General features: G+C 61.3%; 21 protein-coding genes. 5 read left to right on the top strand and 16 right to left on the bottom strand.

Going from position 1 to position 24,383, the window contains the following annotated elements:
- Window positions 1-329 precede the first annotated feature (329 nt).
- The gene (rne, locus tag KW849_RS02905) at window positions 330-3,557 is read left to right on the top strand and encodes a ribonuclease E (protein ID WP_218427475.1); all 3,228 of its coding nucleotides are present in this window, start codon (window positions 330-332) and stop codon (window positions 3,555-3,557) included.
- 139 nt (window positions 3,558-3,696) lie between these two features.
- On the opposite strand, the gene KW849_RS02900 is transcribed toward rne, so the two are convergent.
- From KW849_RS02900 to KW849_RS02845, 12 genes are all read right to left on the bottom strand, one after another.
- Window positions 3,697-4,287 carry a nucleotidyltransferase family protein gene (locus tag KW849_RS02900; RefSeq protein WP_218427473.1) on the bottom strand — a complete coding sequence of 197 codons (591 nt, stop codon included), beginning with the start codon at window positions 4,285-4,287 and terminating at the stop codon, window positions 3,697-3,699.
- Window positions 4,284-5,267, bottom strand: coding sequence for an XdhC family protein (locus KW849_RS02895; protein WP_218427471.1), 984 nt, complete (start codon window positions 5,265-5,267; stop codon window positions 4,284-4,286). The genes KW849_RS02900 and KW849_RS02895 overlap by 4 nt, the downstream gene beginning before the upstream one ends.
- On the bottom strand, window positions 5,267-7,594 hold the full coding sequence (locus KW849_RS02890; RefSeq protein ID WP_218427469.1) for a xanthine dehydrogenase family protein molybdopterin-binding subunit: 2,328 nt from the start codon (window positions 7,592-7,594) through the stop codon (window positions 5,267-5,269). Before KW849_RS02890 ends, KW849_RS02895 begins: the two co-directional genes overlap by 1 nt.
- A complete protein-coding gene (locus KW849_RS02885) occupies window positions 7,591-8,061 on the bottom strand; it encodes a (2Fe-2S)-binding protein (protein ID WP_218427466.1) in 471 nt (156 codons plus the stop codon). Before KW849_RS02885 ends, KW849_RS02890 begins: the two co-directional genes overlap by 4 nt.
- Window positions 8,062-8,569: 508 nt before the next feature.
- The gene (gene murB / locus KW849_RS02880; protein ID WP_218427464.1) at window positions 8,570-9,589 is read right to left on the bottom strand and encodes a UDP-N-acetylmuramate dehydrogenase; all 1,020 of its coding nucleotides are present in this window, start codon (window positions 9,587-9,589) and stop codon (window positions 8,570-8,572) included.
- A complete protein-coding gene (locus tag KW849_RS02875; RefSeq protein ID WP_218427462.1) occupies window positions 9,586-10,050 on the bottom strand; it encodes a low molecular weight protein-tyrosine-phosphatase in 465 nt (154 codons plus the stop codon). The genes murB and KW849_RS02875 overlap by 4 nt, the downstream gene beginning before the upstream one ends.
- On the bottom strand, window positions 10,050-10,814 hold the full coding sequence (gene kdsB / locus KW849_RS02870; RefSeq protein ID WP_218427460.1) for a 3-deoxy-manno-octulosonate cytidylyltransferase: 765 nt from the start codon (window positions 10,812-10,814) through the stop codon (window positions 10,050-10,052). Before kdsB ends, KW849_RS02875 begins: the two co-directional genes overlap by 1 nt.
- Window positions 10,811-10,996 carry a Trm112 family protein gene (locus KW849_RS02865; protein ID WP_003179363.1) on the bottom strand — a complete coding sequence of 62 codons (186 nt, stop codon included), beginning with the start codon at window positions 10,994-10,996 and terminating at the stop codon, window positions 10,811-10,813. Before KW849_RS02865 ends, kdsB begins: the two co-directional genes overlap by 4 nt.
- A 24-nt stretch (window positions 10,997-11,020) precedes the next feature.
- Window positions 11,021-12,031, bottom strand: coding sequence for a tetraacyldisaccharide 4'-kinase (lpxK, locus tag KW849_RS02860; protein ID WP_218427458.1), 1,011 nt, complete (start codon window positions 12,029-12,031; stop codon window positions 11,021-11,023).
- Window positions 12,031-12,459 (bottom strand): biopolymer transporter ExbD, encoded by a 429-nt coding sequence (locus KW849_RS02855; protein WP_218427455.1) that lies wholly within the window; start codon window positions 12,457-12,459, stop codon window positions 12,031-12,033. Before KW849_RS02855 ends, lpxK begins: the two co-directional genes overlap by 1 nt.
- The gene (locus tag KW849_RS02850; protein ID WP_218427453.1) at window positions 12,456-13,091 is read right to left on the bottom strand and encodes a MotA/TolQ/ExbB proton channel family protein; all 636 of its coding nucleotides are present in this window, start codon (window positions 13,089-13,091) and stop codon (window positions 12,456-12,458) included. The genes KW849_RS02855 and KW849_RS02850 overlap by 4 nt, the downstream gene beginning before the upstream one ends.
- A gap of 98 nt (window positions 13,092-13,189) precedes the next feature.
- Window positions 13,190-15,424 carry a DNA internalization-related competence protein ComEC/Rec2 gene (locus KW849_RS02845; protein WP_218427450.1) on the bottom strand — a complete coding sequence of 745 codons (2,235 nt, stop codon included), beginning with the start codon at window positions 15,422-15,424 and terminating at the stop codon, window positions 13,190-13,192.
- A 134-nt stretch (window positions 15,425-15,558) separates the two neighbouring features.
- Here KW849_RS02845 and KW849_RS02840 point away from each other — a divergent pair, with 134 nt between their 5' ends.
- On the top strand, window positions 15,559-16,074 hold the full coding sequence (locus tag KW849_RS02840) for a DUF2062 domain-containing protein (protein WP_218427448.1): 516 nt from the start codon (window positions 15,559-15,561) through the stop codon (window positions 16,072-16,074).
- 160 nt (window positions 16,075-16,234) lie between these two features.
- On the opposite strand, the gene KW849_RS02835 is transcribed toward KW849_RS02840, so the two are convergent.
- The 4 genes from KW849_RS02835 to KW849_RS02820 form a co-directional block, all read right to left on the bottom strand.
- Window positions 16,235-17,014 (bottom strand): ABC transporter permease, encoded by a 780-nt coding sequence (locus KW849_RS02835; protein WP_008054107.1) that lies wholly within the window; start codon window positions 17,012-17,014, stop codon window positions 16,235-16,237.
- Window positions 17,011-17,943 (bottom strand): ABC transporter ATP-binding protein, encoded by a 933-nt coding sequence (locus KW849_RS02830; RefSeq protein ID WP_218427446.1) that lies wholly within the window; start codon window positions 17,941-17,943, stop codon window positions 17,011-17,013. Before KW849_RS02830 ends, KW849_RS02835 begins: the two co-directional genes overlap by 4 nt.
- A 133-nt stretch (window positions 17,944-18,076) precedes the next feature.
- On the bottom strand, window positions 18,077-18,700 hold the full coding sequence (locus KW849_RS02825) for a glutathione S-transferase family protein (RefSeq protein WP_218427444.1): 624 nt from the start codon (window positions 18,698-18,700) through the stop codon (window positions 18,077-18,079).
- Between the two features lie 43 nt (window positions 18,701-18,743).
- Entirely contained in the window at window positions 18,744-19,403 is a 660-nt protein-coding gene (locus KW849_RS02820) for a transglutaminase family protein (protein WP_218427442.1), read from the bottom strand.
- 204 nt (window positions 19,404-19,607) lie between these two features.
- Here KW849_RS02820 and KW849_RS02815 point away from each other — a divergent pair, with 204 nt between their 5' ends.
- From KW849_RS02815 to KW849_RS02805, 3 genes are all read left to right on the top strand, one after another.
- A complete protein-coding gene (locus KW849_RS02815) occupies window positions 19,608-22,055 on the top strand; it encodes an acyl-CoA dehydrogenase (RefSeq protein ID WP_218427440.1) in 2,448 nt (815 codons plus the stop codon).
- Window positions 22,056-22,129: 74 nt separating this feature from the next.
- The gene (locus KW849_RS02810) at window positions 22,130-22,537 is read left to right on the top strand and encodes a PA2817 family protein (RefSeq protein ID WP_007991629.1); all 408 of its coding nucleotides are present in this window, start codon (window positions 22,130-22,132) and stop codon (window positions 22,535-22,537) included.
- Window positions 22,538-23,140: 603 nt separating this feature from the next.
- A complete protein-coding gene (locus KW849_RS02805) occupies window positions 23,141-24,364 on the top strand; it encodes a type II and III secretion system protein family protein (protein ID WP_218427437.1) in 1,224 nt (407 codons plus the stop codon).
- Window positions 24,365-24,383 lie beyond the last annotated feature (19 nt).

Genomic DNA, 24,383 nt, shown 5'->3' with positions numbered 1-24,383 from the left:
ATGCCAACCCGCTGCGGATTCTGCGCGCGGCAGCACCCGAATTATCAGGGATACGTGTAGGGTGGAGATGCACAACCGCCGGACTGTGTAGCAACAGGCTTTCTCAAGACGCTTCATCTCGTCCACAGCCGCTGGTTGATTCCTCCTCCTGACTGAGTGCTTAAGTAGCCACAGCAAGCAGGACGCGTACGTCGCGATGAAGGCCCTCATTGGCCGGACTTCGCTGGACACGGGAAATGGCCAACCACTCCCGACGCACCTGACACCGACCGTGAGAAGTCGTGTGTGCCGAACGCCGTTTCCGGCAGCCCGGAAACCGACGGTACTACATGAAAAGAATGCTGATTAACGCAACTCAACCCGAAGAGTTGCGTGTTGCACTGGTAGATGGCCAGCGCCTCTACGACCTGGACATCGAATCCGGTGCACGCGAGCAGAAGAAGGCCAACATCTATAAAGGCCGGATTACTCGCATCGAACCAAGCCTCGAGGCTGCCTTTGTCGATTTCGGCTCTGAGCGCCACGGCTTCCTGCCCCTCAAAGAAATCTCCCGCGAATACTTCAAGAAAGCCCCGGAAGGTCGCGTCAACATCAAGGACGTCCTGAGCGAAGGCCAGGAAGTCATCGTTCAGGTCGAAAAAGAAGAGCGTGGCAACAAGGGCGCCGCCCTGACCACCTTCATCAGCCTGGCCGGTCGTTACCTGGTGCTGATGCCGAACAACCCGCGTGCCGGCGGTATTTCCCGTCGCATCGAAGGCGAAGAGCGCAATGAACTGCGTGAAGCGCTGAACGGTCTGGTTGCCCCGGCCGACATGGGTCTGATCGTGCGCACTGCCGGCCTGGGCCGCAGCAGCGAAGAAATGCAGTGGGACCTCGACTACCTGCTGCAACTCTGGACCGCCATCAAGGAAGCTTCGCTGGACCGCGCCGCGCCGTTCCTGATCTACCAGGAAAGCAACGTGATCATCCGCGCGATCCGCGACTACCTGCGCCAGGACATTGGCGAAGTGCTGATCGACAGCGTTGAAGCCCAGGACGAAGCCCTGACCTTCATCCGCCAGGTGATGCCGCAGTACGCCAGCAAGATCAAGCTGTACGAAGACAGCGTTCCGCTGTTCAACCGCTTCCAGATCGAAAGCCAGATCGAAACCGCTTTCCAGCGCGTCGTCGAACTGCCTTCCGGCGGTTCCATCGTCATCGACCCGACCGAGGCCCTGGTGTCCATCGACATCAACTCGGCGCGCGCCACCAAAGGCAGCGACATCGAAGAAACCGCCCTGCAAACCAACCTTGAAGCGGCCGAAGAAATCGCCCGTCAGTTGCGCCTGCGCGACATCGGCGGCCTGATCGTCATCGACTTCATCGACATGACCCCTGCCAAGAACCAGCGCGCCGTGGAAGAGAAAGTCCGCGAATGCCTGGAAGCCGACCGCGCTCGCGTGCAAGTCGGACGCATCTCGCGCTTCGGTCTGTTGGAAATGTCTCGTCAACGCCTGCGTCCATCCCTGGGCGAAAGCAGCGGCATCGTCTGCCCGCGTTGCAACGGCACCGGCATCATCCGTGACGTTGAATCGCTGTCCCTGGCGATTCTGCGCCTGATCGAAGAAGAAGCCCTGAAAGACCGTACCGCCGAAGTTCGTGCACAAGTGCCGATCCCGGTGGCTGCGTTCCTGCTCAACGAAAAACGCAACTCGATCACCAAGATCGAACTGCGCACCCGCGCCCGCATCGTCATCCTGCCGAACGATCACCTCGAGACGCCGCACTTCGAAGTGCAACGCCTGCGTGATGACAGCCCGGAAGCGGCCACCAACCAGTCCAGCTACGAAATCGCCGCTGCCGCTGCCGAAGTGGAAGAAGTCCAGCCAGCCGCTGCGACCCGCACCCTGGTTCGCCAGGAAGCAGCGGTCAAGACGGCGCCGGCCCGCGCCAACGCTCCGGTTCCGACCGAAGTTGCCGCGCCGGCCCCTGCGCCGGTCGCCGTGCCAGAGCCAAGCCTGTTCAAAGGCCTGGTGAAGTCGCTGATCAGCCTGTTCGCCACCAAGGAAGAGCCTGTCGCGCCGGCTGTGGTTGAAAAGCCTGCCGCCGAGCGTCCGGCCCGCAACGAAGAGCGTCGCAACGGTCGCCAGCAAAGCCGCAACCGCAACGTTCGCCGCGATGAAGATCGCAAGCCCCGCGAAGAACGTGCACCGCGTGAAGAACGCGCACCGCGTGAAGAGCGCCAGCCACGCGAAGTTCGCGAGCCTCGCGAGCCCCGTGAAGAAACTCCGGTAGTCGCCCGTGAAGAACGCGCACCACGCGCTCCTCGTGAAGAACGTGCACCGCGCGCTCCGCGTGAAGATCGCAAGCCACGTGGCGAGCGCGAAGAACGCGTTCGTGAACTGCGCGAGCCTCTGGATGCCGCTCCGGCTGCTCCGGCTGCTCCGGCAGCCGCTGCCGCTACCGCTGCTACCGCTGAAGAGCGCCCGGCTCGCCAGCCACGTGAAGAACGCGCGCCACGCCCTCCGCGTGAAGAGCGTCAGCCACGCGCCGAACAAGCTGCCGCAGCCGAAGCCGAAGAAGAACTGACCACCAACGAAGAGCAACTGCAGGAAGACGGTCTGGAAAGCGCCGAGGGCGATCGTCCACGTCGCCGCTCCCGTGGCCAGCGTCGTCGCAGCAACCGTCGCGAGCGTCAGCGTGACGCCAACGGCAACGTGATCGAAGGTTCGGAAGAGTCCGAGTCCGGCGAAAACGCCGAAGCACCAAGCGTTGCCGATCTGGCCGCCGGCCTGGCTGTTACCGCAGCCGTCGCCAGCAGCGTGATCAGCGCGCCAGCCGAAGCACAGGCCAACGAGCAAGCCGAACGTGCCACTGCCGCGACCCTGGAAGCAGCTCCGGTTGAAACGCCAGCCGTTGAAGCGACCACCCCGGTCGAATTCACTGCGTCACCGGAAATCGAAGTAGCGCCAGCGCCTGAGGCACAGCCTGCCGTTGAAGCGGCTGCCGAGCCAGCGCCAGTGGTTGAAGAAGCCGTCGTCGAAACCGTGACTGAAACCGTTCGCGAAGTGCGTGAAGAGCAAACGGCGTTCAACTGGGTGGCCGAGCCAGCCGTCGCTGAAACACCAGCGCCTGCTGCCGAGACCCAAGTGGCTGAAGCCATGGTTTCCGAGCCGGTGGTTGCCGCCGCGCAGCCGACTCCAGCGCCAGTCGTTGAAGCTCCGGTCGTTGCCGAAGCTCCTGCACCGGTAGTCGAAGCCGCTCCTGTCAGCGCCCTGACGCCAAGTGGCCGTGCGCCTAACGACCCACGCGAAGTGCGTCGTCGCAAGCGTGAAGCCGAGCGTCTGCAGAAGGAAGCCGAACTGGCTGCCGCTGCGGCTCCGGTTGAAACGGCTGTCGCTGCCGAGCCTGCACCGGTTGCTGCTGAAGTGGTTGAGGCAGCGCCTGCCCCGGCCGCTGAAGTGGCTGCCGAGCCGGCTGATTCGGTGATCCACGAAGCACCGCGCTCCGTTCAGGAAGCGGTAGAGCAACACGAGCAAGCCGAGGAAAAAGAACACGAGCCTAAACCTCTCGTCTGATTCCATCGGCCAATGAAAAGCCCCGCCTGGTGATCCAGGCGGGGCTTTTTATTTCAGTAAAGATCAAAAGATCGCAGCCTTCGGCAGCTCCTACAGATGATCGACGTAGGAGCTGCCGAAGGCTGCGATCTTTATGACTTCACTCAAAAACCAATTTCTGTGGCACATCCACATCCCACAAAACCCCGGGATCATTCACCGCAACCTCAACCACCCGCCCCTGGGCGAACAACGGTTTGGCGCCACGATCCCCCGATAGCGCCATCAACCCCGCCGCGAAGTCCCGTCCGAACCCGACAGGGTGCCCGTACACGCCGTCCTGAACGGGCACACTGATACTCTCATCGCCAATTCCCGCCACCACTTGCTCGATACTGTACGGCAGGATGAACGGCATATCCCCCAGCACCATCAGCCAGCCATCGAGTTGCTTGCAGGCAGCGACCCCGGCGGCAATGCTGTCACCCATTCCCGTCGATTCGATCAGCACAATCGCGCAGCCATAGGCCTGAGCCATGCGAATCACTTGCGGGCGGTCAGCAGTGGTCACCAGTACGCGCTTGCCCAGAGCGACCGGCAGGTTGACCAATGTGTGCTCGATGACGGACCGCACAGCACCGTCACGACCGGAGCAATCGGCCAGCAATTTGTCCTTTTCGGCGCCCGCCACCCGACGAAACCGGCTGCCCTGCCCCGCCGCCAGCACGATGACGCCAATGGACTGGCTCATACCCCCTCCTGCAAGACTTTCTTCTGCTTCAGTTCGACGCCGTTTTTGACCGCCACGATTTCCGCCATGAGCGACAAGGCAATTTCCGCCGGGTTATGACTGCCAATGTGCAAACCGATCGGACCATGCAAGCGGTCAATCGCCGGTTGCGACAAACCCAGTTGAGCCAGGTTTTCCCGGCGCTTCTGGCTGTTGACCCGCGACCCCAGCGCCCCGACGTAAAATGCCCTGGAATCCAGGGCCGTGAGCAGCGCCATGTCGTCCAGACGCGGATCATGGGTCAAGGCCACGATGGCCGTGCGTTCATCGGTCTCGATATTCAACACTGCCTCATCCGGCATGCCCGAAACGAATCGTCCGTGCTGCTCCTCCCAGCCGTAGACGAACTCGCTACGCGGATCGCAAATCGACACCTCGAAATCCAGCAGGCGGGCCATTTCCGCCACATAGCGCGATAGCTGCCCCGCGCCGATCAGCAGCAAGCGCCAGCGCGGGCCATAGATCGCCCGCAGGGTCTGTCCGTCAAACGTCAACACGTCAGCTTTACTGGCCGGCTGCAAAAGCACTTCGCCGGTGGCCAGGTTCAGTTCACGGGCAACGATTTCATGGGCCTCGCAACGGGCGAGCAATTGCTCGACCCAATCCCCATCGTCGATACGCTCCTCGGTCAAGCGCAAGGTGCCACCGCAGGGCAAGCCGAAACGTGCGGCTTCCTCGCGGGTCACGCCGTAGGTGATCAATTGCACCGGCGGCCCGTCAAGCGCAAGGCGCCCGTCGTGCAGCCGGGCGATCAAGTCATCTTCGACACACCCGCCCGAGACCGAACCGATCACCATGCCGTCTTCACGCAAGGCCAACATGGCGCCGGGTGCCCGGGGCGCGGTGCCCCAGGTTTCGACCACGCTGTACAACATTACCCGCTGACCGGCGCGATGCCATTGCAACACGCTGCGCAGGACGTTCAGATCCGCGCTGTCCATCAGGCTTCGGCCTTCTGCCAGCCCGACAGCTGATAACGAACCGGCAGGTTACGGATGCGTTTGCCAGTGGCCGCAAAGATCGCATTGCACAGCGCGGGCGCAATCGGTGGTACGCCCGGCTCACCGACACCGCCCAATGGCACGTCGCCAGGCGGCGTCACCAGATGCACAGCCACCTCTTTTGGCGCCAGGGACATGCGTGCCACCTCGTACATGTGGAAGTTATCCTGCTGGACCTTGCCGTCCTTGAAGCTTATTTCCCCCAGCACCGCATTACCCAGGCCCATGACGCAGGCGCCTTCGAACTGCGCGCGAATACGCTCGGGGTTGATCTGCGGTCCGCAATCGACGGCGATGTCGGCCTTGTGCACCACCAGCGTGCCGTCGTCTTTGACCTCCACTTCGATCACCGCCGCCACATACGTCACGAAGCTGTAATGCACCGCCAGTCCCAGACCGCGGCCCTTGGGCAACTCGCGCCCCCAACCGGCAGCCTTGGCGGCGGTCTCCAGTACTGTGCGCAGGCGCGCAGTGTCGATCGGATAACGCTCGGGGGATTCGCCGTAGTTCCACTCTTCACTCAAGGTGCGCGGATCGATCTGACGGTCCGGACCGAGCAGTCTGATCTGGTACTTCAGCGGATCCTCCCCGGCCTTGTGCGCCAGCTCATCGACAAAACTCTGGATCGCGAAACCATGGGGAATGTTCGACACCGAGCGATACCAGCCGACGCGGGTGTGCACCGTTGCCTCGGGGTTCTCCAGGCGAATGTTGGGGATCGCATACGCCATGTTGGTGAATCCCATGCCCAGTTCGAACGCCGCCTCATGGTTCATGCCCGGTGCAAACAACGCGGTGATGCTCGGGGCCACCGTGCGGTGCAACCAGCCGGATGGCAGGCCATCCTTGTTCAGGCTGGCCTTGAGGTATTCGGCCGATACGGTGTGGAAGTAGGAACAATGGATGTCGTCTTCGCGGGTCCATTGCACCCGCACCGCTTTACCGGGGAATTCCTTGGCGAGGATGGCGGCTTCGATGATGAAGTCAGGCTTGGACTTGCGCCCGAACCCGCCCCCGAGCAAGGTCACGTTGAACGTGACCTTGTCAAACGGCAGGCCCAGGCGTTCACCGATCCGTTCCCGGGTGACCTGCGGCGCCTGGCTTGGCCCCCAGGCTTCACAGGCACCGTCCGTGAACCGCGCAATGGCGACCATCGGTTCCATCGGCGACTGTGACAAATGCGGCAAGTAGTAGGAGGCTTCCAGGGTGCTGTCGGCGCTGGCGCTGGCCATGGCCTTGTCGATGTTGCCGGTATTGCGCACCACCTTGCCGGGCTTGAGCGAGGCTGCTTCAAGTTCCTTGCGATAGGCGATCGAGTCGTAGCTGGCATTGGGGCCGTCGTCCCACTCGATTATCAGCGCCTCGCGGCCCTTGATCGCCGCCCAGGTATTGCTCGCCACCACGGCGATCCCGCCGAGCGGTTGAAATTCCGAAGGCAACGGACGGCTTTCGATCTGCACCACCTTGACCACGCCGGGGACTTTCATTGCCGCGCTGCCATCGAAGCTTTTGACTTTGCCGCCATACACCGCGGGCCGTGCAATGGTGGCATACAGCATGCCGTCGAAATGCACGTCGGCGCCGTACACCGCCCGGCCGTTGACGATGTCCTCCCCATCGATGGCCTTGGTGCCTTCCTTGCCGATGTAACGGAACTGCGCGGGTTGCTTGAGCTTCAGGCTGTCGCGGGCCGGAACCGGCAAGGCGCCTGCGGCGGAGGCCAGGGCGCCATATCCGAGCTCGCGGCCAGACGGCTCATGGACGACCTTGTGCAGTTGCGCATGGCACTCACCGACCGGCACTTTCCATTGTGCGGCGGCGGCCTGTTCGAGCATGGTCCTCGCGGCGGCACCGCAGCGACGCATCGGCTCGTACCAGTGACGCATGCTGCGCGAGCCGTCGGTGTCCTGGTTGCCGAAGCGCACTTCATCGCCGGGGGCCTGCTGCACCTTGACCATCGCCCAGTCGGCTTCCAGTTCATCGGCCACCACCATGGTCAAGCTGGTGCGCACGCCCTGGCCCATCTCCGAGCGGTTGCAGATCACAGTCACCGTGCCATCGGCGGCGATGCTCACATAAACTTTCGGATCGTCGACCCAGCCATGGGGCATGCCGTCGGCGCCGAATTTTTTTTCTTTCTCTTTGGCAAATGCATCCTGCCAGCCCCAGCTCGCGGCGACGACCAATACACCGGCAGCGCTGACGCCTTTGATAAAACCACGCCGACTGAGGTTGCTCAGGGCGAAATCATTCGGTAACCGGCTCATGCCTTGACCTCCTTCAGGTGAGTGGAGGCCTGGCGGATCGCAGTCTTGATCCTGTTGTAGGTGCCGCAACGGCAGATGTTGCCGACCATGGCTTCTTCGATCTGCTCGTCGCTCGGGTTCGGATGGGTCTTGAGCAGCGCCGTCGCCGACATGATTTGCCCGCCCTGGCAGAAGCCGCATTGGGCGACTGCCGTGTCGAGCCAGGCTTGCTGCACGACTTTGCCGATCGGGTCGGCGTGCAGGTTGTCGATGGTGCTGACATTCTGTCCGACCACTGAACCGATGGGCGTGATGCAACTGCGTGCCGGAGCCCCTTCGATATGAATGGTGCAGGCCCCGCACAGGCCCATGCCGCAGCCGAACTTGGTGCCGTTGTAACCGGCCACGTCGCGGATCGCCCAGAGCAGCGGCATGTCCTCGGTGACGTCGAGTTGATGGTCTTGACCATTGAGCTTCAGGGTAATCATGGGCACGCCCGCATGGATCTTGAGTTATGGGGTCGAGCAATCTGCCGCTGGATTTCGGTGGGGCGCACGCAGATCGACTCAGGCTAATAGGCTCTCTTGTCCAGACGCAGACGTCTGGACCGGGCCTTTGGTGGAGCAAGAGTGTGCATCGTTAGCTGACTAAGTTAACCGAGCATTAACAAAAAAGCCCTGCACGATAAACATCGTGCAGGGCTTTTTGATACATCCTGGAAGCTTAGGGGGCGTTCTCAACTAGTTTTCCCGTCGCGTTGTCGCCTTAAAGCGGGCCAGGCAAGGCGCAGGCCGCTGGAAATGGTTGTTCCCTTTCCAAGGCCTGCAACGCAGCCTGGCCCGTTTTAAGGCACAACCCGAAGGGCCGGGCCTGCTGTTGTGCAGGGCTGCGTTGCTCGAAGCTTATTTGGAATGACCAAACCACGCTTCTCGCGCCTTGCCCTGCACAACAGCAGGCCCGGCGCGGCGTGAAAACTAGTTGAGAACGCCCCCTAACTCAATACCGGTTCGGCTCCATTTCCAGATCGACATGGAAACGCTCGAAAATGTCTTTCTGGATGCGCTGCGCCAGGTTCAGCAATTGCAGGCCCGTCGCGCCGCCATAGTTGACCAGCACCAGCGCCTGCAATTTATGCACGCCAGCATCAGCCTCACGGAACCCCTTCCACCCCGCCCGCTCGATCAACCAGCCAGCGGCCAGTTTCATTCGACCGTCGGGTTGTACATAGGCCACCAGGTCCGGGTACTCACCCTTGAGCCGCGCAGCCAGCGCTGCCGACACCAAGGGGTTCTTGAAGAAGCTGCCGGCATTGCCGAGCACGGCCGGGTCCGGGAGTTTTTCATTGCGGATGCTGCAAATGGCCTGGCTGACATCGCTGGCGGTCGGATGCTCGATGCCTTGTTCGGTCAGGCGCTGACGCACCGGGCCGTACTCCAGATGCAGATGCGCGGCGCGATCGAGGGCGAAACGTACGCGCAGGATCAACCAGCGTCCTGACTCCTGTTTGAACAGGCTGTCGCGGTAGGCGAAGTTGCACTCTTGCAGTGTGAAGTCGCGCATTTCGCCGCTCTGGCGATCAAGGGCGGTGAGCCCGGCGAACACGTCCTTGATCTCGACCCCATAGGCGCCAATGTTCTGCATCGGTGCCGCACCGACGGTGCCGGGAATCAGGCTGAGGTTTTCCAGGCCGGACAACCCCAAGGCCAGTGTGTGTTGCACAAATGGATGCCAAGGCTCGCCCGCCTCGGCTTCGATCACCACTTTGCTGCCGTCGTCGCTCAGCACGCGAATTCCACGAGTGGCCATGCGCAGCACCAGTGAATCGATATCCGCCGTCAGCAGCAGATTGCTGCCACCGCCAATCACCAGCACCGGAACCTCGTGTTCCAGCCCATAGGCCAGTGCTTCACGCACATCGGTGTCGCTATGGGCCTCGGCAAACAGCCGAGCCTCAACGTCCACGCCAAAGCTGTTGAACGGCTTGAGCGAAACCTGCGATTGAACCTGCAAACTCATAACCGTCCCTTCAATTCGATCACCAGTAAATCACTGGCGTGCTCGATCAGGTCAAGCACCTGCTCGAAGCCTTGCTCGCCGTCGTAGTACGGGTCCGGCACTTCATCGATTTGCGACTGGTAACGGCGCAGGAACAGGTCCAGCTCGGCCTTGCCCGCGGCTGGTTGCAAGGCCTTGAGGTTGCGCAGGTTGCTGTTGTCCATCGCCAGGATCAGGTCGTAGGTGGCGAAATCGGCGCGGCTGACTTGCCGGGCGCGCTGGGTGGACAAGTCATAACCACGCAGCTTCGCCGCGGCCTGACTGCGCTTGTCCGGCGCCTTGCCGACATGCCAGTCACCGGTGCCGGCGGAAGCGACTTCGACCCGATCAGCCAGACCTGCTTCACGCAATTTGTGCCGCAGCACGCCTTCGGCCGTGGGAGAGCGGCAGATGTTGCCCAGGCAGACAAACAGAACCCGCATCACGCCTCCAGCAGGCGACGAACGCGCTCGAGGTCTTCAACGGTATCGACACCGGCTGGCGGTGCGATCAGTGCGTCAGCCACATGGATCCGCACGCCGTGCCACAGGGCACGCAGCTGTTCCAGGCACTCGGTGTTTTCCAGCCAGCATGGACCCCAGCTGACGAAATCCTGCAGGAAACCGGCGCGGTAGGCATAGATGCCGATGTGGCGGCGGTAAGGCACACCTTCGGGCAACTGATCACGGTTCACGGCGAACGCATCCCGCGCCCAGGGCAAGGTGGAGCGACTGAACGTCAGCGCCAGGCCATTGAGGTCGCTGACGACCTTGACCACGTTGGGATTGAACAGAGTGTCCACGTCTTCGATCGGCTCGGCCAGGGTGGCCATGCGTGCTTCGGTATGAGCAGCCAGGTTGGCGGCGACCTGATCGATCACACTCGGCGGGATCAGCGGTTCGTCGCCCTGGACGTTGACCACGATGGCGTCGGGCGCCAGGCCCAGCTTCGTCGCCACTTCGGCCAGGCGATCGGTACCGGAATTGTGATCTTCACGGGTCATCACCACTTCGGCACCGAAGCCTTTGCAGGCCTCGACGATACGCGCGTCGTCGGTGGCCACCACCACTCGCTCGGCACTGCTTTTGCTCGCCTGTTCCCAGACGTGCTGGATCATCGGCTTGCCGGCGATCAGCAACAGCGGCTTGCCCGGCAGGCGGGTGGAGGCAAAACGCGACGGAATGACGACGGTAAAGGCTGTGGTCATTTATCCAGGCGCTCGTCGGTGGTCAGGGTGCGTGCTTCGGATTCGAGCATCACCGGGATGCCATCGCGAATCGGGTAGGCCAGGCCTGCGCCCTTGCTGATCAGCTCGGTCTTGTCGGCGCTGAGCTTGAGCGGGCCTTTGCAGACCGGGCAAGCGAGGATATCGAGCAATTTGGTGTCCATGAGCATTCCCTTGAAAAAACGGAGTTAAGGCAACAAACGAGCCGGCAGCAGACGCATCAGCTGTGTGTCGAACCAGGCCACGAAGGCCGGCGACGGCACGGCATCGACCGCCAGGTACCACCAGTCGGCGGCGGCAAAGGCACGGCATTTCACCGCGTCTTTTTCCGTCATCACCAACGGCAATGACGGCGTGAAATTCAATGCCTCCACGCTGTATTCGGCGTGGTCGGCAAACGCATGTGGAACCGGCTTCCAGTGTAGCGTTTCGAGGGTCTTGAAGAAACGTTGCGGATTGCCGATGCCGGCCACCGCGTGCAGGGCCTGGTCGCAGGGGAAGTGGTCGAGGGGACGCCGTTCGCCGCTGCGCAGATTGACCAGCGCGGTGGATTGCAATTGAAAGGCAAATCCATCATCGCGGTCAGTCGCGGCACCGTTGTAGAGGACCGCGTCGACGCTTTGCAGGCGCTCGACCGGTTCACGCAATGGCCCGGCAGGCAGGCAACGGCGGTTGCCCAGGCCGCGAGCGGCGTCGATCAACACCAGTTCCAGGTCGCGGGCCATGCGGTAGTGCTGCATGCCGTCGTCAGACAGGATCAGGTCCAGCGGCTCACTGGCCAGCAACGCTTTGACAGCGTTGCTGCGATTTGGGTCGATCATCAGCGGCACACCCGTGCGCTGGACGATCAACAACGGCTCGTCACCCGCGATGTCAGCGCTTTGTTCGGCTTCAACTCGCCAAGGCAATTGCGGCGGTTTGGCGCCGTAGCCGCGGCTGACCACGCCGACCCGCAGGCCGCTACGCTGGCAGTGCTCGATCATCCATAGAATCAGCGGCGTCTTGCCGGTGCCACCCACGGTGATGTTGCCCACCACAATCAGCGGCACGGGTGGCAGATAGATCTGGCCCTCACCCGCCAAAAAGCGCTTGCGCTTGTTCATGACCACGCGCCGGTACAGCCACTCCAGTGGCTGCAACAGCTTCAGGGCCGGATGACCTGCGTACCACGCGGCCAGCAATCGATCGGACATGGCCATCAGGACGCGGGGGGCGCCGCTTCGATGGTGGTCATGCGCAAATGGCTGAATCCGAGTTTGCCGGCGGCGTCCATGGCAGTCACCACGGACTGATGCTGAGTCTTGCCGTCAGCGCTGATGGACAGCGGTCGGTTAGTGTCGCCGTTGGCTTCTTTTTGCAGCGCGTCCATCAACGAGGTCAGGTCACTTTTGGGCAGGATCTGGTTGTTCACCGAGTACACACCGTCGGCGCTGATGGCGATCTCCAAAGGCTTGCTCTGATCGTCGGCGGGTGTGCCGCTGACGGCTTCCGGCAGATCGACGCGCAACTGGGTCTCACGGGTAAAGGTGGTGGTCACGACGAAAAACAGCAGCAGGACAAACACCACGTCGATCAGCGACACGAGGTTAATGTCCACGTTCTCCCGTTGCTTGCGGCGGAATTTCACGCTTTGCCCTCGGCCAGATCAACGTCACGGTCGCCCTGCACCACTTCAACCAGCTTGATCGCTTCCTGCTCCATGCCCACGACGAGCTCATCAATGCGCCGTTGCAGAAACCGGTGGAAGAACACCGCCGGAATACCGACGATCAGGCCCGAAGCCGTGGTAATCAAGGCTTTGGAAATACCGCCGGCCAGCACTGCGGCGTTGGTCATCATGCCCGTGCCCATGAACGAACTGAAGATATCGATCATGCCCAACACGGTACCCAGCAGACCCAACAACGGCGCCATGGCGGCGATGGTGCCCAGCGCGTTGATGTAGTGCTCCAACTCGTGGATCACCCGGGCAGCGGCCTCTTCGATGCACTCCTTCATGATCTCGCGACCATGTTTGGAGTTGGCCAGGCCGGCCGCCAGAATCTCGCCCAAAGGCGAATTGGCGCGCAGTTCCTTGAGTTTTTCCTTATTGAGCTGTTTGTCCTTGATCCAGACCCAGACCTGACCGAGCAAATGCTCCGGGGTCACGCGGCTGGCACGCAGCGTCCAGAGACGCTCGGCGACGATGGCCATGGCCGCGATGGAACTCAGAATGATCGGCAGCATCATCCAGCCGCCGGATTTGACCAATTCCCACACAGTGACAGTCCCCTCGAAAAAGTGCGCCACTCTAACATAGGGGGTGCAAGCACCGAAGACCGTGATGTCGCATCCGGTCGGGCTTCGATAATGCCCGGTCATGGGTCCGAGGGCGGCGGATCGCGCCAGAAACGCCGTTCCTGGCGCATTGACCACGGTGGCTCGAAGCGCCCCAGTTGCAGACGAATGGCACCCTGTTCGGCGCTGTCGTAGATCGCCATTCCACGTTTTTGATAACGCGCGATGACAGTGGGATGCGGATGGCCAAACGAATTGCCCTGCCCGCGAGAGATCAGCGCAGCTTTTGGTTGCAGGACATCCAGCAGGGCCCTGGACGACGAACTGCGACTACCGTGGTGTGGCGCTTGCAACCAATCGGTGGGCAGGGCCAACGGACTGTCCAGCAGGGCTCTCTCGGCGGCGGCATCGATGTCGCCACTCAACAGCAACCGTTCGCCATTGGCCTCGATCAGCAGGACACAGGAGTTCTGGTTGCTGTCGCCGGCCAATGGCCAGTGCCAAAGCTGGAAATCGACTTCATCCCAGGTCCATTGCCGACCGCTGTCACAACGCCCGGCCTGCAACTGCGCAGGCAGGTCCGACGGTTCACCACTGACCACCTGTTTCACCGGCAAGCCCTTGGCAACTGCCCGGGCACCGCCGGCATGATCGGCATGGGCGTGGCTGATCAGCATCAGGTCGAGGCCCTTCACCCCCAGTTTGCGCAACGCCGGCAGCACCACCCGCTCCCCCTGGTCGAGTTCACCGAAACGCGGTCCGGCGTCATACAGCATCGTGTGATGCCGAGTGCGCACCAGGATCGCCAGCCCCTGGCCGACATCCAGTTGCCAGACTTCGGCCATGCCCTCCTGCAACACAGGCCTGGGCGACAAAACCAGCATCAACAGCATGGGCCAGCCTAACGGGCGCATCGGTACGCCTCGCGGCAGCAATAGCAAGAAGGCGCCAATGGCACCGATTACCCAGGCCCATAGCGGGACTACCGCGGGCACCCACGCGGGAACCTGACCGGAGACGAGCCCCAATCCCCTGAACCACCCATCGATCAGGCCGCCCGCCAGCCACAGCAATTTCTCACCCACGTAAGGCACCGGCAGCAACAGCGTCCCGAGCAACGCCGGTGGCAGTACCACCAGGCTGATCCAGGGCACCGCGAACAAATTGGCCAGCGGCCCGCTGAGACTGATGGGCAACCCCAATGCCAGTAACAACGGGCACAGCCCGATTGCAATCAGCCACTGGGCGCGGGTCCAGGTTTGCCACCAACGCCATGGCCCCAACCGACCGCCGAAGGTCAATATCAAGACCGCCACGGCCGCGAAGGAGAGCCAGAAACCAGGCTGAAGACTCGCCAGCGGCTCCAGCAGCAAAATGCCGTTGAGTGCCAGCAACAGCGGCCACCATGCACCGAGATGACGGAACCGTAGACGCCACAACAACACCAGACCGATCATCACGCAGGCCCGTCGCACCGGCACCCCGAAACCGGCCAGCATCCCGTAACCGAGCGCAGCGGCGAATGCCAGGCCACACGCCCAAAGCAACCATGGCAGACGGTTCGGCCATAGCCCAAAGCGGGCCAGGCCGGCGATCAGCAGATACACAACGCCCGCCAGCATTCCGATGTGCTGCCCGGAAATCACCAACAGATGCACCGTGCCGGTGTCCTGCAATACCTGCCAGTCTTCGCGACTCAGCCCGGCACCGTCCCCGAGCACCAACGCCGTCAATGCGCCGCTTCGCCCTTGGGCATCCACCGCCAGCAAACGCTCACGGATTGCATCGCGCCAGGCCCATCGGGCTGGCGCAAGGCGTTCGCCCTGCTTGACCGTCCCGGTCGCCCCGATGCGTTGTGCCAGCAACCAGGCCTGGTAGTCGAAGGCCTGCGGATTGAGGAGCCCGACCGGGCGCTTCAATTTGACTGCCAGGCGCCAGCGTTCGCCACTGTTCACCGGCGGCCCGCCATACCAGGCCAGGCGCATTTGCTGCGGCAGCCGGGTACGTCGGGACTGGATGTCGGTCAATTCGAAACGCACGACACCGTCATCATGCCGGGGCAAGCCTGTGACCCGCCCTTCGACCCAGCGGGTTTCGCCGTCCAGGGCCGGCGGCAACCGGTCGTCCAGCGCCCACTGCGCATTCGCGCAGGCCCAACTCAAACCGAACAGGTAAAACGCCACCGGATACGCCCTGAACGGCAGCAACATCAAACCCGCCACCGGCATCGCCAGCCACAACCAGACCGGCGGCAATGCCGGTAAAAAACGCAAGGTCAGCAGACCCAACGCCAGCGCCATCATCCCTGTGCGCATAAGCCCGTCCTTGAGAGTACCCTCAAGGCTTAGCCCGCCCGTCGCATGGGCGTCGTCAATAATTGTCACAAAGTCTGAATGGGCAGTTCATGGAATCCAGACATACTTGCCGCCCTGACCGACCGAGAAGCCTTATGCCCCGGCGCTTATTCAAACGTTACATGCCAGACCCGATGAGCATCAGGGAACACAAGTCCTTACGCTTTCTCGGCACGCTGTTGCATGACCCGAACCTGTGGCACCTCAATCGCCACTCCGTTGCCCGCGCCATGGCCGTGGGCCTGTTCGCCGCGTTCCTGCCGATCCCGCTGCAGATGCTGCTGGCGGCCATCCTCGCCATCATCGTGCGCGGCAACATGCCGATTGCCGTGAGCCTGGTCTGGCTGACCAACCCGATCACCATGCCCGCCGTGTTCTTTTGCACCTACCAGACCGGCGCCTGGCTGATGGACGTCCCCGCCCGGCAGTTGCCTGACTCGCTGAGCTGGGAGTGGATCAGCGGCGAAATCTCGACCTTGTGGCAACCGTTTCTGCTGGGTTCGGTGGTAACCGGGCTGGTACTCGGGGCACTGGCCTACGTCCTGGTGATGATGTATTGGCGCTGGTGGGTGGCCAGGCAATGGAAGCGGCGCAAGAAAAGCCGGATGTGAGAATGCAAAACGGCGCCCCAGGGCGCCGTTTTTCATATCTGCCATACACCCCCTGTAGGAGCTGGCGAAGCCTGCGATCTTTTCGCTTTTAACGGGTTTCTGACCAGTACCCAAATCAAGATCAAAAGATCGCAGCCTGCGCCAGCTCCTACAGGGAAGGTCAGGTACGCATCCCGCGTCCACTCACCAGCAACCGCGCACTACCGAGATACAACACCACGGTCGCCACCAGCATGAAGGCGATCGCCACGCTGATGCGAATATCCGAAACGCCCAGGATGCCGTAACGGAACGCGTTGACCATGTGCAGCACCGGATTGGCCAATGACACGGTCTGCCAGAACGGCGGCAGCAAGGTGATCGAGTAGAAGACCCCGCCCAGGTAGGTCAGTGGCGTCAGCACGAAAGTCGGGATGATCGAAATGTCATCGAAGTTGCGTGCAAACACGGCGTTGATGAAGCCCAGCAACGAGAAGATCGTCGCGGTCAGCACCACCACCAGAATGGTCACACCCAGGTGATGCACCTGCAAATGGGTGAAAAACAGCGACAGCAAGGTCACGATGATCCCCACCATCAAGCCACGCAGCACGCCGCCCAGGGTGTAGCCGATCAGAATGGTGTGCGGCGACAACGGCGAGACCATCAGTTCTTCGATGGATCGCTGGAACTTGCTGCCGAAGAAACTCGACACCACGTTGCCGTAGGAGTTGGTGATCACCGACATCATGATCAGCCCCGGCACGATGTACTCCATGTAAGTGAAGCCACCCATGTCGCCGATTTGCCGACCGATCAGATTACCGAAGATCACGAAGTACAGGACCATGGTGATGGCCGGCGGCAGCAAGGTCTGCGGCCAGATCCGGGTGAAACGCCGGACTTCACGGTAAACGATGGTGTTGAGGGCAACGAGGTTGGGGCGTAGCTCGGAACTCATACCGCCACCTTCGACAGATTTTTCTCCACCAGGGACACGAACAACTCCTCGAGGCGATTGGTTTTGTTGCGCAGGCTCAGCACTTCGATGTTCTGCTGCGCCAACTGGCTGAACAGCGCGGTGATGCCCATGGACTTGTCCACCTGGACTTCCAGGGTGTGGCTGTCGATCAGCCGGGACGGATAGCCGAGCAACTGAGGGGCTACTCGCAAGGTGTTTTTCATATCCAGCAGGAAGGTTTCGACATGCAGTTGGCTGAGCAACTGCTTCATGCTGGTGTTCTCGACGATGGTGCCGTGGTCGATGATGCCGATGTTGCGGCACAACTGCTCAGCCTCTTCCAGGTAGTGGGTCGTGAGGATGATGGTGATGCCTTTCTGGTTCAGCTCGGTGAGGAAGCTCCACATCGAGCGACGCAGTTCGATGTCCACCCCGGCGGTCGGTTCGTCGAGGATCAGCAGGCGCGGTTCATGAACCAGCGCGCGGGCGATCATCAGGCGCCGCTTCATGCCGCCGGACAGCGAACGTGACGGCACGTCCTTCTTGTCCCACAGGCCGAGCTGGGTCAGGTACTGCTCGGCGCGTTCCTTGGCGATTTTCGCCGGGATGCCGTAGTAGCCGGCCTGGGTCACGACGATGTCGAAGGTCTTTTCGAACTGGTTGAAGTTGAATTCCTGGGGCACCACGCCGATGCAGCGTTTGAGCTGCGCAGGATTTTTGTCCAGGTCGTGACCGAAGATATTTACCGTGCCGCTGGTCTTGTTCACCAGGGTCGAGAGAATCCCGATGGTCGTGGATTTGCCGGCGCCGTTCGGGCCGAGCAAGGCGAAGAAGTCACCTTCGGCGACATCCAGATCGATACCACTCAGGGCCTGGAAACCGTTGCCGTAGGTTTTGGTTAGCTGCCGGATGGACAGAGCGGAACTCATATCTGATTTACGCACCAAGAAGGGGAAAAAAGGTCAGGTAAGGGCGGGCGGCGCGCATTGCAACCACGTCGCATCAGCGCAATGGTGCTTGTCGCCGCCACACAAGTACAGTCAAGCGTGTCGATAGTGAGTATTAAGTCAACGCGGTCATGACCGCCTTTTGATACGCCGGACGCTGCTTCAACCGCGCGTACCAGGCCTGCAGATGCGGCTGTGGCGCACGCTCGATCGGCATCTCGAACCAGGCATAAATGAAACTGCCCAGGGGAATATCGCCCATGCCGATTTCATCACCGGACAGATAAGGCTTGCTCGCCAACGCCTGATCGGCCATCGCCAGCAGCGTGTCGCATTCCTTGATCGCCGCCTTGATGGCGGGCCAGTCCTGCTGGTCTGCCGGGGTACGCAGCACACCCCAGAACACGGTACGGAACGGGCCGGCAAAGCTTGAGGTGGTCCAGTCCATCCATTTGTCGGCACTGGCACGGGCTTGCAGATCCGCCGGATACCAGGCCGTGCCGTCGGCGTGACGGGCCATCAGATAACGCACGATGGCGTTGGATTCCCACAGCACGAAGCCATCGTCCTCGATCACCGGAACCCGACCGTTGGGGTTCATCGCGCGGTACTCGGGCGTATCGACGACACCAAAGGCGCCACCGGCATCGATAGCCTCGTAGGCAAGCCCAAGTTCTTCGGCGGCCCACAATGGCTTTCTGACATTCGATGAATTTTTCCGACCCCAGATCTTCAGCATGAGCGCCTCTTTTTCGGTAAGTGGGCAGGCAGCATACGCCGGATCAGGCGCGACTCAAATCGCTCTGCATATCACCCAACAGCGGTTGCTGTTGCTCACCGAACAGGTGCGGATAGCATTTTTCCAGGTGTTCGAAAAAGAACGCTTCAGGTACGTCGGCGAACTGGCCGTGATCGACCAGGTACTCCATCAGCTTCGCGCCATCGCGGTTGAAGGGATGAAAAACGCTGTCGTTGATCCCGTCGAATTCCAGCGGCGCGACATTGAACAGGTCGCAGAGTTTGCGGTTGAACGCAGGTGTCGCCTTGACCCAGCGACCCTGCAAATAAAACTCGGTGTAGCCGTGCATGGCGAACATGTCGCTCTTGAGCAACTCAAGCAGCCGTGGCGTCGACAAATGATTGCGCACATCCGCCAGGCCGATCCGCGCGGGAATTGCGCAATGCCGCGCCGCACCTGCCAGCAACGTGGCCTTGGGCACGCAGTAACTCTCCCCGGCCGCCAACGCATAACTGCCGCAGAGGGTCTGCGGATCGCGACTGAATGTGTACGGGTTGTAGCGCACGGCTTCGCGCACGGCGTAATAGAGACTGATCGCCTGCGCAAGCGGATCGCGACTGGCGCCACGGTGTTTTTCGGCGAACTCCACCACGGACGGGTGGTCACTATCGATGAAGCGGCCGGGACTCAGATACTCGTGCATGAGAACAATCTCCTGGGGAAGTCCCGAGTCTAGCGAGCGCTTGAGCACAGAGATAACGACGTTTCGGCCAAACATGGGCGCTTTGCCGCTCGCTCGATCAACGCTTTTCCCACGATTCCAATCACATCGCTGTGACCTGCCTGTTTTACGGATGCCGTCTAAGCTCTGTGGGCTGGTTCGCCATGGTTTCACGGAGGAATGAATATGCTGCTGTTGTGGATACTGGTTCTGCTGGTCGGGATTGCTTATTTGGCCCACCGCCGCATCGCCCCGCTGCCCGCCCTGGTCATCGTGGCCGTCTATGCCGTGGCAATGGGTGCGTTCAGCCGCGCGCCGGGCTGGTTGCTGCTGGTTATCTGGGTGTTGATCGCCGCTGTCGCCGCGCCCTTGCTGCTGCCCGACCTGCGCCGCAAATTGTTCAGCGCACCAATGTTCAACTGGTTCCAGAAAACCCTGCCGCCCATGTCGCAAACCGAGCGCGATGCCATCGACGCCGGCACGGTCTGGTGGGACGGCGAACTGTTCAGTGGCCGTCCGGACTGGAGCAAACTGCTGTCCTATCCCAAAGCGCAATTGAATGAAGAGGAACAGGCTTTCATCGACGGGCCGACCGAAACACTCTGCACCATGGTCAATGAATGGCAGCTCAGTCAAACCATGGACCTGCCGCCCGACGTCTGGACCTACATAAAGGACAACGGCTTTTTCGCCCTGATCATCCCCAAGGAGTTTGGCGGCAAGGGCTTCTCCGCTTATGCCCACTCGCAAGTGGCGATGAAACTGGCGAGCCACAGTGGCGACCTCGTCACCACCGTGATGGTCCCCAACTCCCTCGGCCCCGCCGAACTGTTGCTGCATTACGGTACCGACGAACAACGCAATCACTACCTGCCACGCCTGGCACGCGGCGACGATATCCCGTGCTTTGCCCTGACCGGCCCGCTGGCCGGTTCCGACGCCGGCGGCATGCCGGACTCGGGAGTGATCTGCAAAAGTGAATGGCAGGGTCAGGAAGTCCTCGGCCTGCGCCTGAACTGGGAAAAGCGTTACATCACCCTCGGCCCGGTGGCCACCCTCCTCGGCCTGGCCTTCAAGGCCTATGACCCGGATCACCTGCTGGGTGATCAGGAGGACTTGGGCATCAGCCTGGCACTGATTCCAACCGACCTGCCCGGTGTCGAGATCGGCCGCCGGCATCTGCCGTTGGGCGCCGCGTTCATGAATGGCCCGAATTCAGGCAAGGACGTGTTTATCCCGCTGGAGTTCCTCATCGGTGGCCAGGAGATGCTCGGCAAAGGCTGGATGATGCTGATGAATTGCCTGTCGGTCGGGCGTTCGATTTCCCTGCCGGCGGTGGGCACCGGCATGGCCAAGTTCACCAGCCTGGTGACGGGCCAATACGCTCAGGTTCGCGAGCAGTTCAACGTGCCGATTGGCGCTTTCGAAGGCATTCAGGAAGCCATGGCGCGCATTGGCGGCAACACCTGGATGATGGACGCCGCCCGCATGTTGACCGCCAATGCGGTCGACCTGGGCGAGAAACCGTCGGTGCTGTCGGCGATTCTCAAGTACCACCTGACCGAGCGCGGCCGCGACTGCCTCAGCGATGCGATGGACGTGCACGGCGGCAAGGCAATCATCATGGGGCCGAACAACTACCTCGGTCGCAAATGGAACTGCGCGCCGATTTTCATCACCGTCGAAGGCGCGAACATTCTCTCGCGCAACCTGATTATCTTCGGCCAGGGTGCAATTCGCTGCCACCCCTTCGTCCTCAAGGAAATGGCCCTCGCCAGCCGTGAAGACAAGGATCAGGCGCTCACAGAGTTCGATGGCCTGCTGCTCAAGCACATCGGTTTTGCCGTGAGCAACGCCGCCAGTACACTGGTGCTCAATCTCGGTTTCGGACACTTCGAACACACCCCGGGCGACAAGCTCAGCCAGGGTTATTTCCGCGCCCTCAATCGTCAGGCCGCTGCTTTCGCCCTGCTCGCCGACCTCAGCATGATGCTGCTGGGGGGTGAGTTGAAACGCCGGGAACATCTGTCTGCACGGCTGGGTGACGTGCTGAGCAACCTCTACCTGGCCTCCGCCGCGCTCAAGCGCTACCACGATCTCGACTCACCGCAGTACATGGTGCCGCTGCTGGCCTGGGCCATGGAAGAAAGCCTGGGGCAGGCCGAACGGGCCATGGATGAGCTGCTGAATAACTTCCCGAACAAAGTCGTCGGCTGCCTGTTGCGGGTGATCGTGTTCCCGTTCGGTCGCCGGCACAAAGGGCCATCGGACAAACTCGGTGCCGAAGTCGCCGCGTTGATTGGCCGCGCCAAGGGCGACCCTGCCCTGGAGGAATTGCTTCTGGGTTGCTATCGCCCACAAGCGAACGACGATCCGGTCGGTGCATTGCAACACGCCTGCAATCTGTTGAGCGCCGCACAGCCATTGCAGAAAAAGCTGCATGTGGCACTCAAGAGCGGCCAGGTCAAACCGCTGGCCGGCGAGTCGGCGATCGATGCCGCCCTCGAGGCTGGCGTGTTGCAGCCGGTGGAAGCCCAAACCCTGCGTGAAGCCGAAGCGGCCCGGCGCAAGGTGATCGACGTCGATGACTTTGACCAGAAGGCTTTGGCGCTGGCCAAGGGAAAAGTCCGCTGATCCCTTCAAGCATGTAAAAACGGGCGCTGGCGCTTTATACTCCCGCGCCCGTTTTGCTCTTGAGGACTTATCTCGTGTCCAACATCGTTGCCGATCATCTCGTTTTACTCGACCACCTGCGCAGCATCCTGGTCGCCGTAGGTGAGGCCGAGCAGGTTCCCGAAGAAAGCCATGCGTTGTTCCTTGAGCGCTTCGACGAATTGCTGGCGTCACTGCCAATCGATCCGATCGAAAGCCAATACCTGGGCCAGGACATCCTGACTCAAGTCATTTCCCGTTATCCGCAAATCGCCCACCTGATTCCACGGGATCTGCTGTGGTATTTCGCCGGTGATTGCCTGCACTACTTGTCCGATGAAGAGATCGACCTGTATCAGGCCCTGGAAGAGCGCCGCTTCGAAGCCGAACAGAACGACGAACCTTTCGACTGGAACCAGGAAAAACAGCTGCTGGCGTTGTCGAACCAGGACAGCAAGCACTGATCAGTAATCAGTGATGCCAAAGGCCCGCATGCTTGAGCATGCGGGCCTTTTTTTATTGCCTTCAGCGCAACTCGTCAACATCAGGCAACCGCACTGCACTGCGACTCTGCCCGAACCGCTCGCCCACCCGCCTGGCTCCAGCCTTTGCACCAATGCTTTTCTTTAAATTCATGGCACTTTGGTTTGATTGAACTACCTTCAAACAATAAGAAGTCATGACGGCTCGGTTTTCCACGTCAGCTTCAGTGATCAGACAGCGAATTGGCAAAAGGAGTTACCTCACCATGATCCTGGCAGGCGTTTTCCGGCTCTGTACCTTCATTGCCGACTACTTTCCGGGGGAACCAGGTCGACCCATAGGCGCAAGTCTCGCTCTGGCGGGCAGTCCAGGTATGCGGATCACTCAAAACCGTTTTTTGCAAAGATCGCTCGCTGTCCAGCCCGGTCCGCGAATTGCACCCGCCCGTGTGTAGCACGCAAGGAGTAACGCCAAGGCCATGAATAACGGGTCTGGCGCATTGGGGGGGATAGCCCGATCCCCGTGAAGTGATCCGAGACAACTCAGTCCGCCTAAAGACGGCCCATCCAGTGAGGATGTACTTAATGAGCTTTCGTACCGAGCCCGCTTTCAAGCGAATTATCCATGGCCTGTTCTGGATGGGCCTCAGCGTGGATGCGGCTCAGGCCGCGCCGGCCAATTGCCCGCAACTGAACAATTGGCCGACAACCTACGAGGTCGGTCAGGGGCTACAGAGTGAACTGCGCAGCCCCGTTGCGGTAACGCAACTGGCGGTGGGTGACCCGAAAATTGCCGACGTGCAACCCAGTGGCAGCAACGCGTTCATACTCACGGGCCTTGCGCCGGGGACCACCAGCCTGATGGTCTGGACCGCCTGCTCGACAACGCCGCGCCAAAGCATGGTGTTCGTCAAGGGTAAAGCCACAGCGGCGCTGACCAGCGCGCCATCGGTGCCCTCCGACGACGTGCTGCTGCCGAGCCAGGTGCAGACCGATATCCGCTTCGTTGAAGTCAGCCGGACCAAGCTCAAGGAAGCCTCCGCCTCGATTTTCGGCGTCCGGGGCAATTTCCTGTTCGGCTCGCCGCGAACCTTGCCCACCATTGGCGGCATTGTCACCCCGTCGATACCGGTGAGAAACGACCAGTTCAACCTCACGTTTGCTACCGGCAATACCCTGGTGGCGCTGAATGCGCTGGAAGGCAGCGGTTTCGCCTACACCCTGGCGCGGCCAAGCCTGGTAGCGCTCAGCGGGCAGAGTGCGAGCTTCCTGGCCGGTGGTGAAATACCGATTCCGGTGCCCAGTTCAGGCAGCGATAACGTGTCCATCGAGTACAAGGAGTTCGGTATCCGCCTGACCCTGACGCCAACCATCATCGGGAAAAACCGAATCGCGCTGAAGGTGGCGCCGGAAGTCAGTGAACTGGACTTCACCAACGCCGTGAGCATCGCCGGCACGGTCGTCCCGGCCCTGACCGTGCGCCGTACCGACACCAGCATCTCCCTGGCCGACGGCGAAAGCTTCGTCATCAGCGGCCTGATCAGCTCCCGCAACACTTCCCAGGTGAACAAGTTTCCGGGGCTGGGCGATATCCCGGTTCTGGGCGCATTTTTCCGCGACAACACCATCAACCGCGAAGAGCGCGAACTGCTGATGATCGTCACCCCGCATCTGGTCCAGCCACTGGCGGCCAATGCACAACTGCCGTCATTGCCTGGCGAGCAGCTGCGCAATTACGACCCGAACTTCTACCGCATGTTTTTCCTGGAAAATGGCGACTTCGACAGTCGCATGGGGCTCTCGCAATGAACCGGAGCCGGAACCAGAC

This window comes from Pseudomonas sp. PDM26 (assembly GCF_019219185.1).
Taxonomy (GTDB): Bacteria; Pseudomonadota; Gammaproteobacteria; order Pseudomonadales; family Pseudomonadaceae; genus Aquipseudomonas.
This window is presented reverse-complemented; position numbering and strand designations above follow the sequence as displayed.

Coding starts and splice junctions, on each gene's coding strand:
- rne (WP_218427475.1), top strand. CDS start 330: ATGAAAAGAATGCTGATTAACGCAACTCAACCCGAAGAGTTGCGTGTT.
- KW849_RS02900 (WP_218427473.1), bottom strand. CDS start 4,287: ATGAGCCAGTCCATTGGCGTCATCGTGCTGGCGGCGGGGCAGGGCAGC.
- KW849_RS02895 (WP_218427471.1), bottom strand. CDS start 5,267: ATGGACAGCGCGGATCTGAACGTCCTGCGCAGCGTGTTGCAATGGCAT.
- KW849_RS02890 (WP_218427469.1), bottom strand. CDS start 7,594: ATGAGCCGGTTACCGAATGATTTCGCCCTGAGCAACCTCAGTCGGCGT.
- KW849_RS02885 (WP_218427466.1), bottom strand. CDS start 8,061: ATGATTACCCTGAAGCTCAATGGTCAAGACCATCAACTCGACGTCACC.
- murB (WP_218427464.1), bottom strand. CDS start 9,589: ATGAGTTTGCAGGTTCAATCGCAGGTTTCGCTCAAGCCGTTCAACAGC.
- KW849_RS02875 (WP_218427462.1), bottom strand. CDS start 10,050: ATGCGGGTTCTGTTTGTCTGCCTGGGCAACATCTGCCGCTCTCCCACG.
- kdsB (WP_218427460.1), bottom strand. CDS start 10,814: ATGACCACAGCCTTTACCGTCGTCATTCCGTCGCGTTTTGCCTCCACC.
- KW849_RS02865 (WP_003179363.1), bottom strand. CDS start 10,996: ATGGACACCAAATTGCTCGATATCCTCGCTTGCCCGGTCTGCAAAGGC.
- lpxK (WP_218427458.1), bottom strand. CDS start 12,031: ATGGCCATGTCCGATCGATTGCTGGCCGCGTGGTACGCAGGTCATCCG.
- KW849_RS02845 (WP_218427450.1), bottom strand. CDS start 15,424: ATGCGCACAGGGATGATGGCGCTGGCGTTGGGTCTGCTGACCTTGCGT.
- KW849_RS02840 (WP_218427448.1), top strand. CDS start 15,559: ATGCCCCGGCGCTTATTCAAACGTTACATGCCAGACCCGATGAGCATC.
- KW849_RS02835 (WP_008054107.1), bottom strand. CDS start 17,014: ATGAGTTCCGAGCTACGCCCCAACCTCGTTGCCCTCAACACCATCGTT.
- KW849_RS02830 (WP_218427446.1), bottom strand. CDS start 17,943: ATGAGTTCCGCTCTGTCCATCCGGCAGCTAACCAAAACCTACGGCAAC.
- KW849_RS02825 (WP_218427444.1), bottom strand. CDS start 18,700: ATGCTGAAGATCTGGGGTCGGAAAAATTCATCGAATGTCAGAAAGCCA.
- KW849_RS02820 (WP_218427442.1), bottom strand. CDS start 19,403: ATGCACGAGTATCTGAGTCCCGGCCGCTTCATCGATAGTGACCACCCG.
- KW849_RS02815 (WP_218427440.1), top strand. CDS start 19,608: ATGCTGCTGTTGTGGATACTGGTTCTGCTGGTCGGGATTGCTTATTTG.
- KW849_RS02805 (WP_218427437.1), top strand. CDS start 23,141: ATGAGCTTTCGTACCGAGCCCGCTTTCAAGCGAATTATCCATGGCCTG.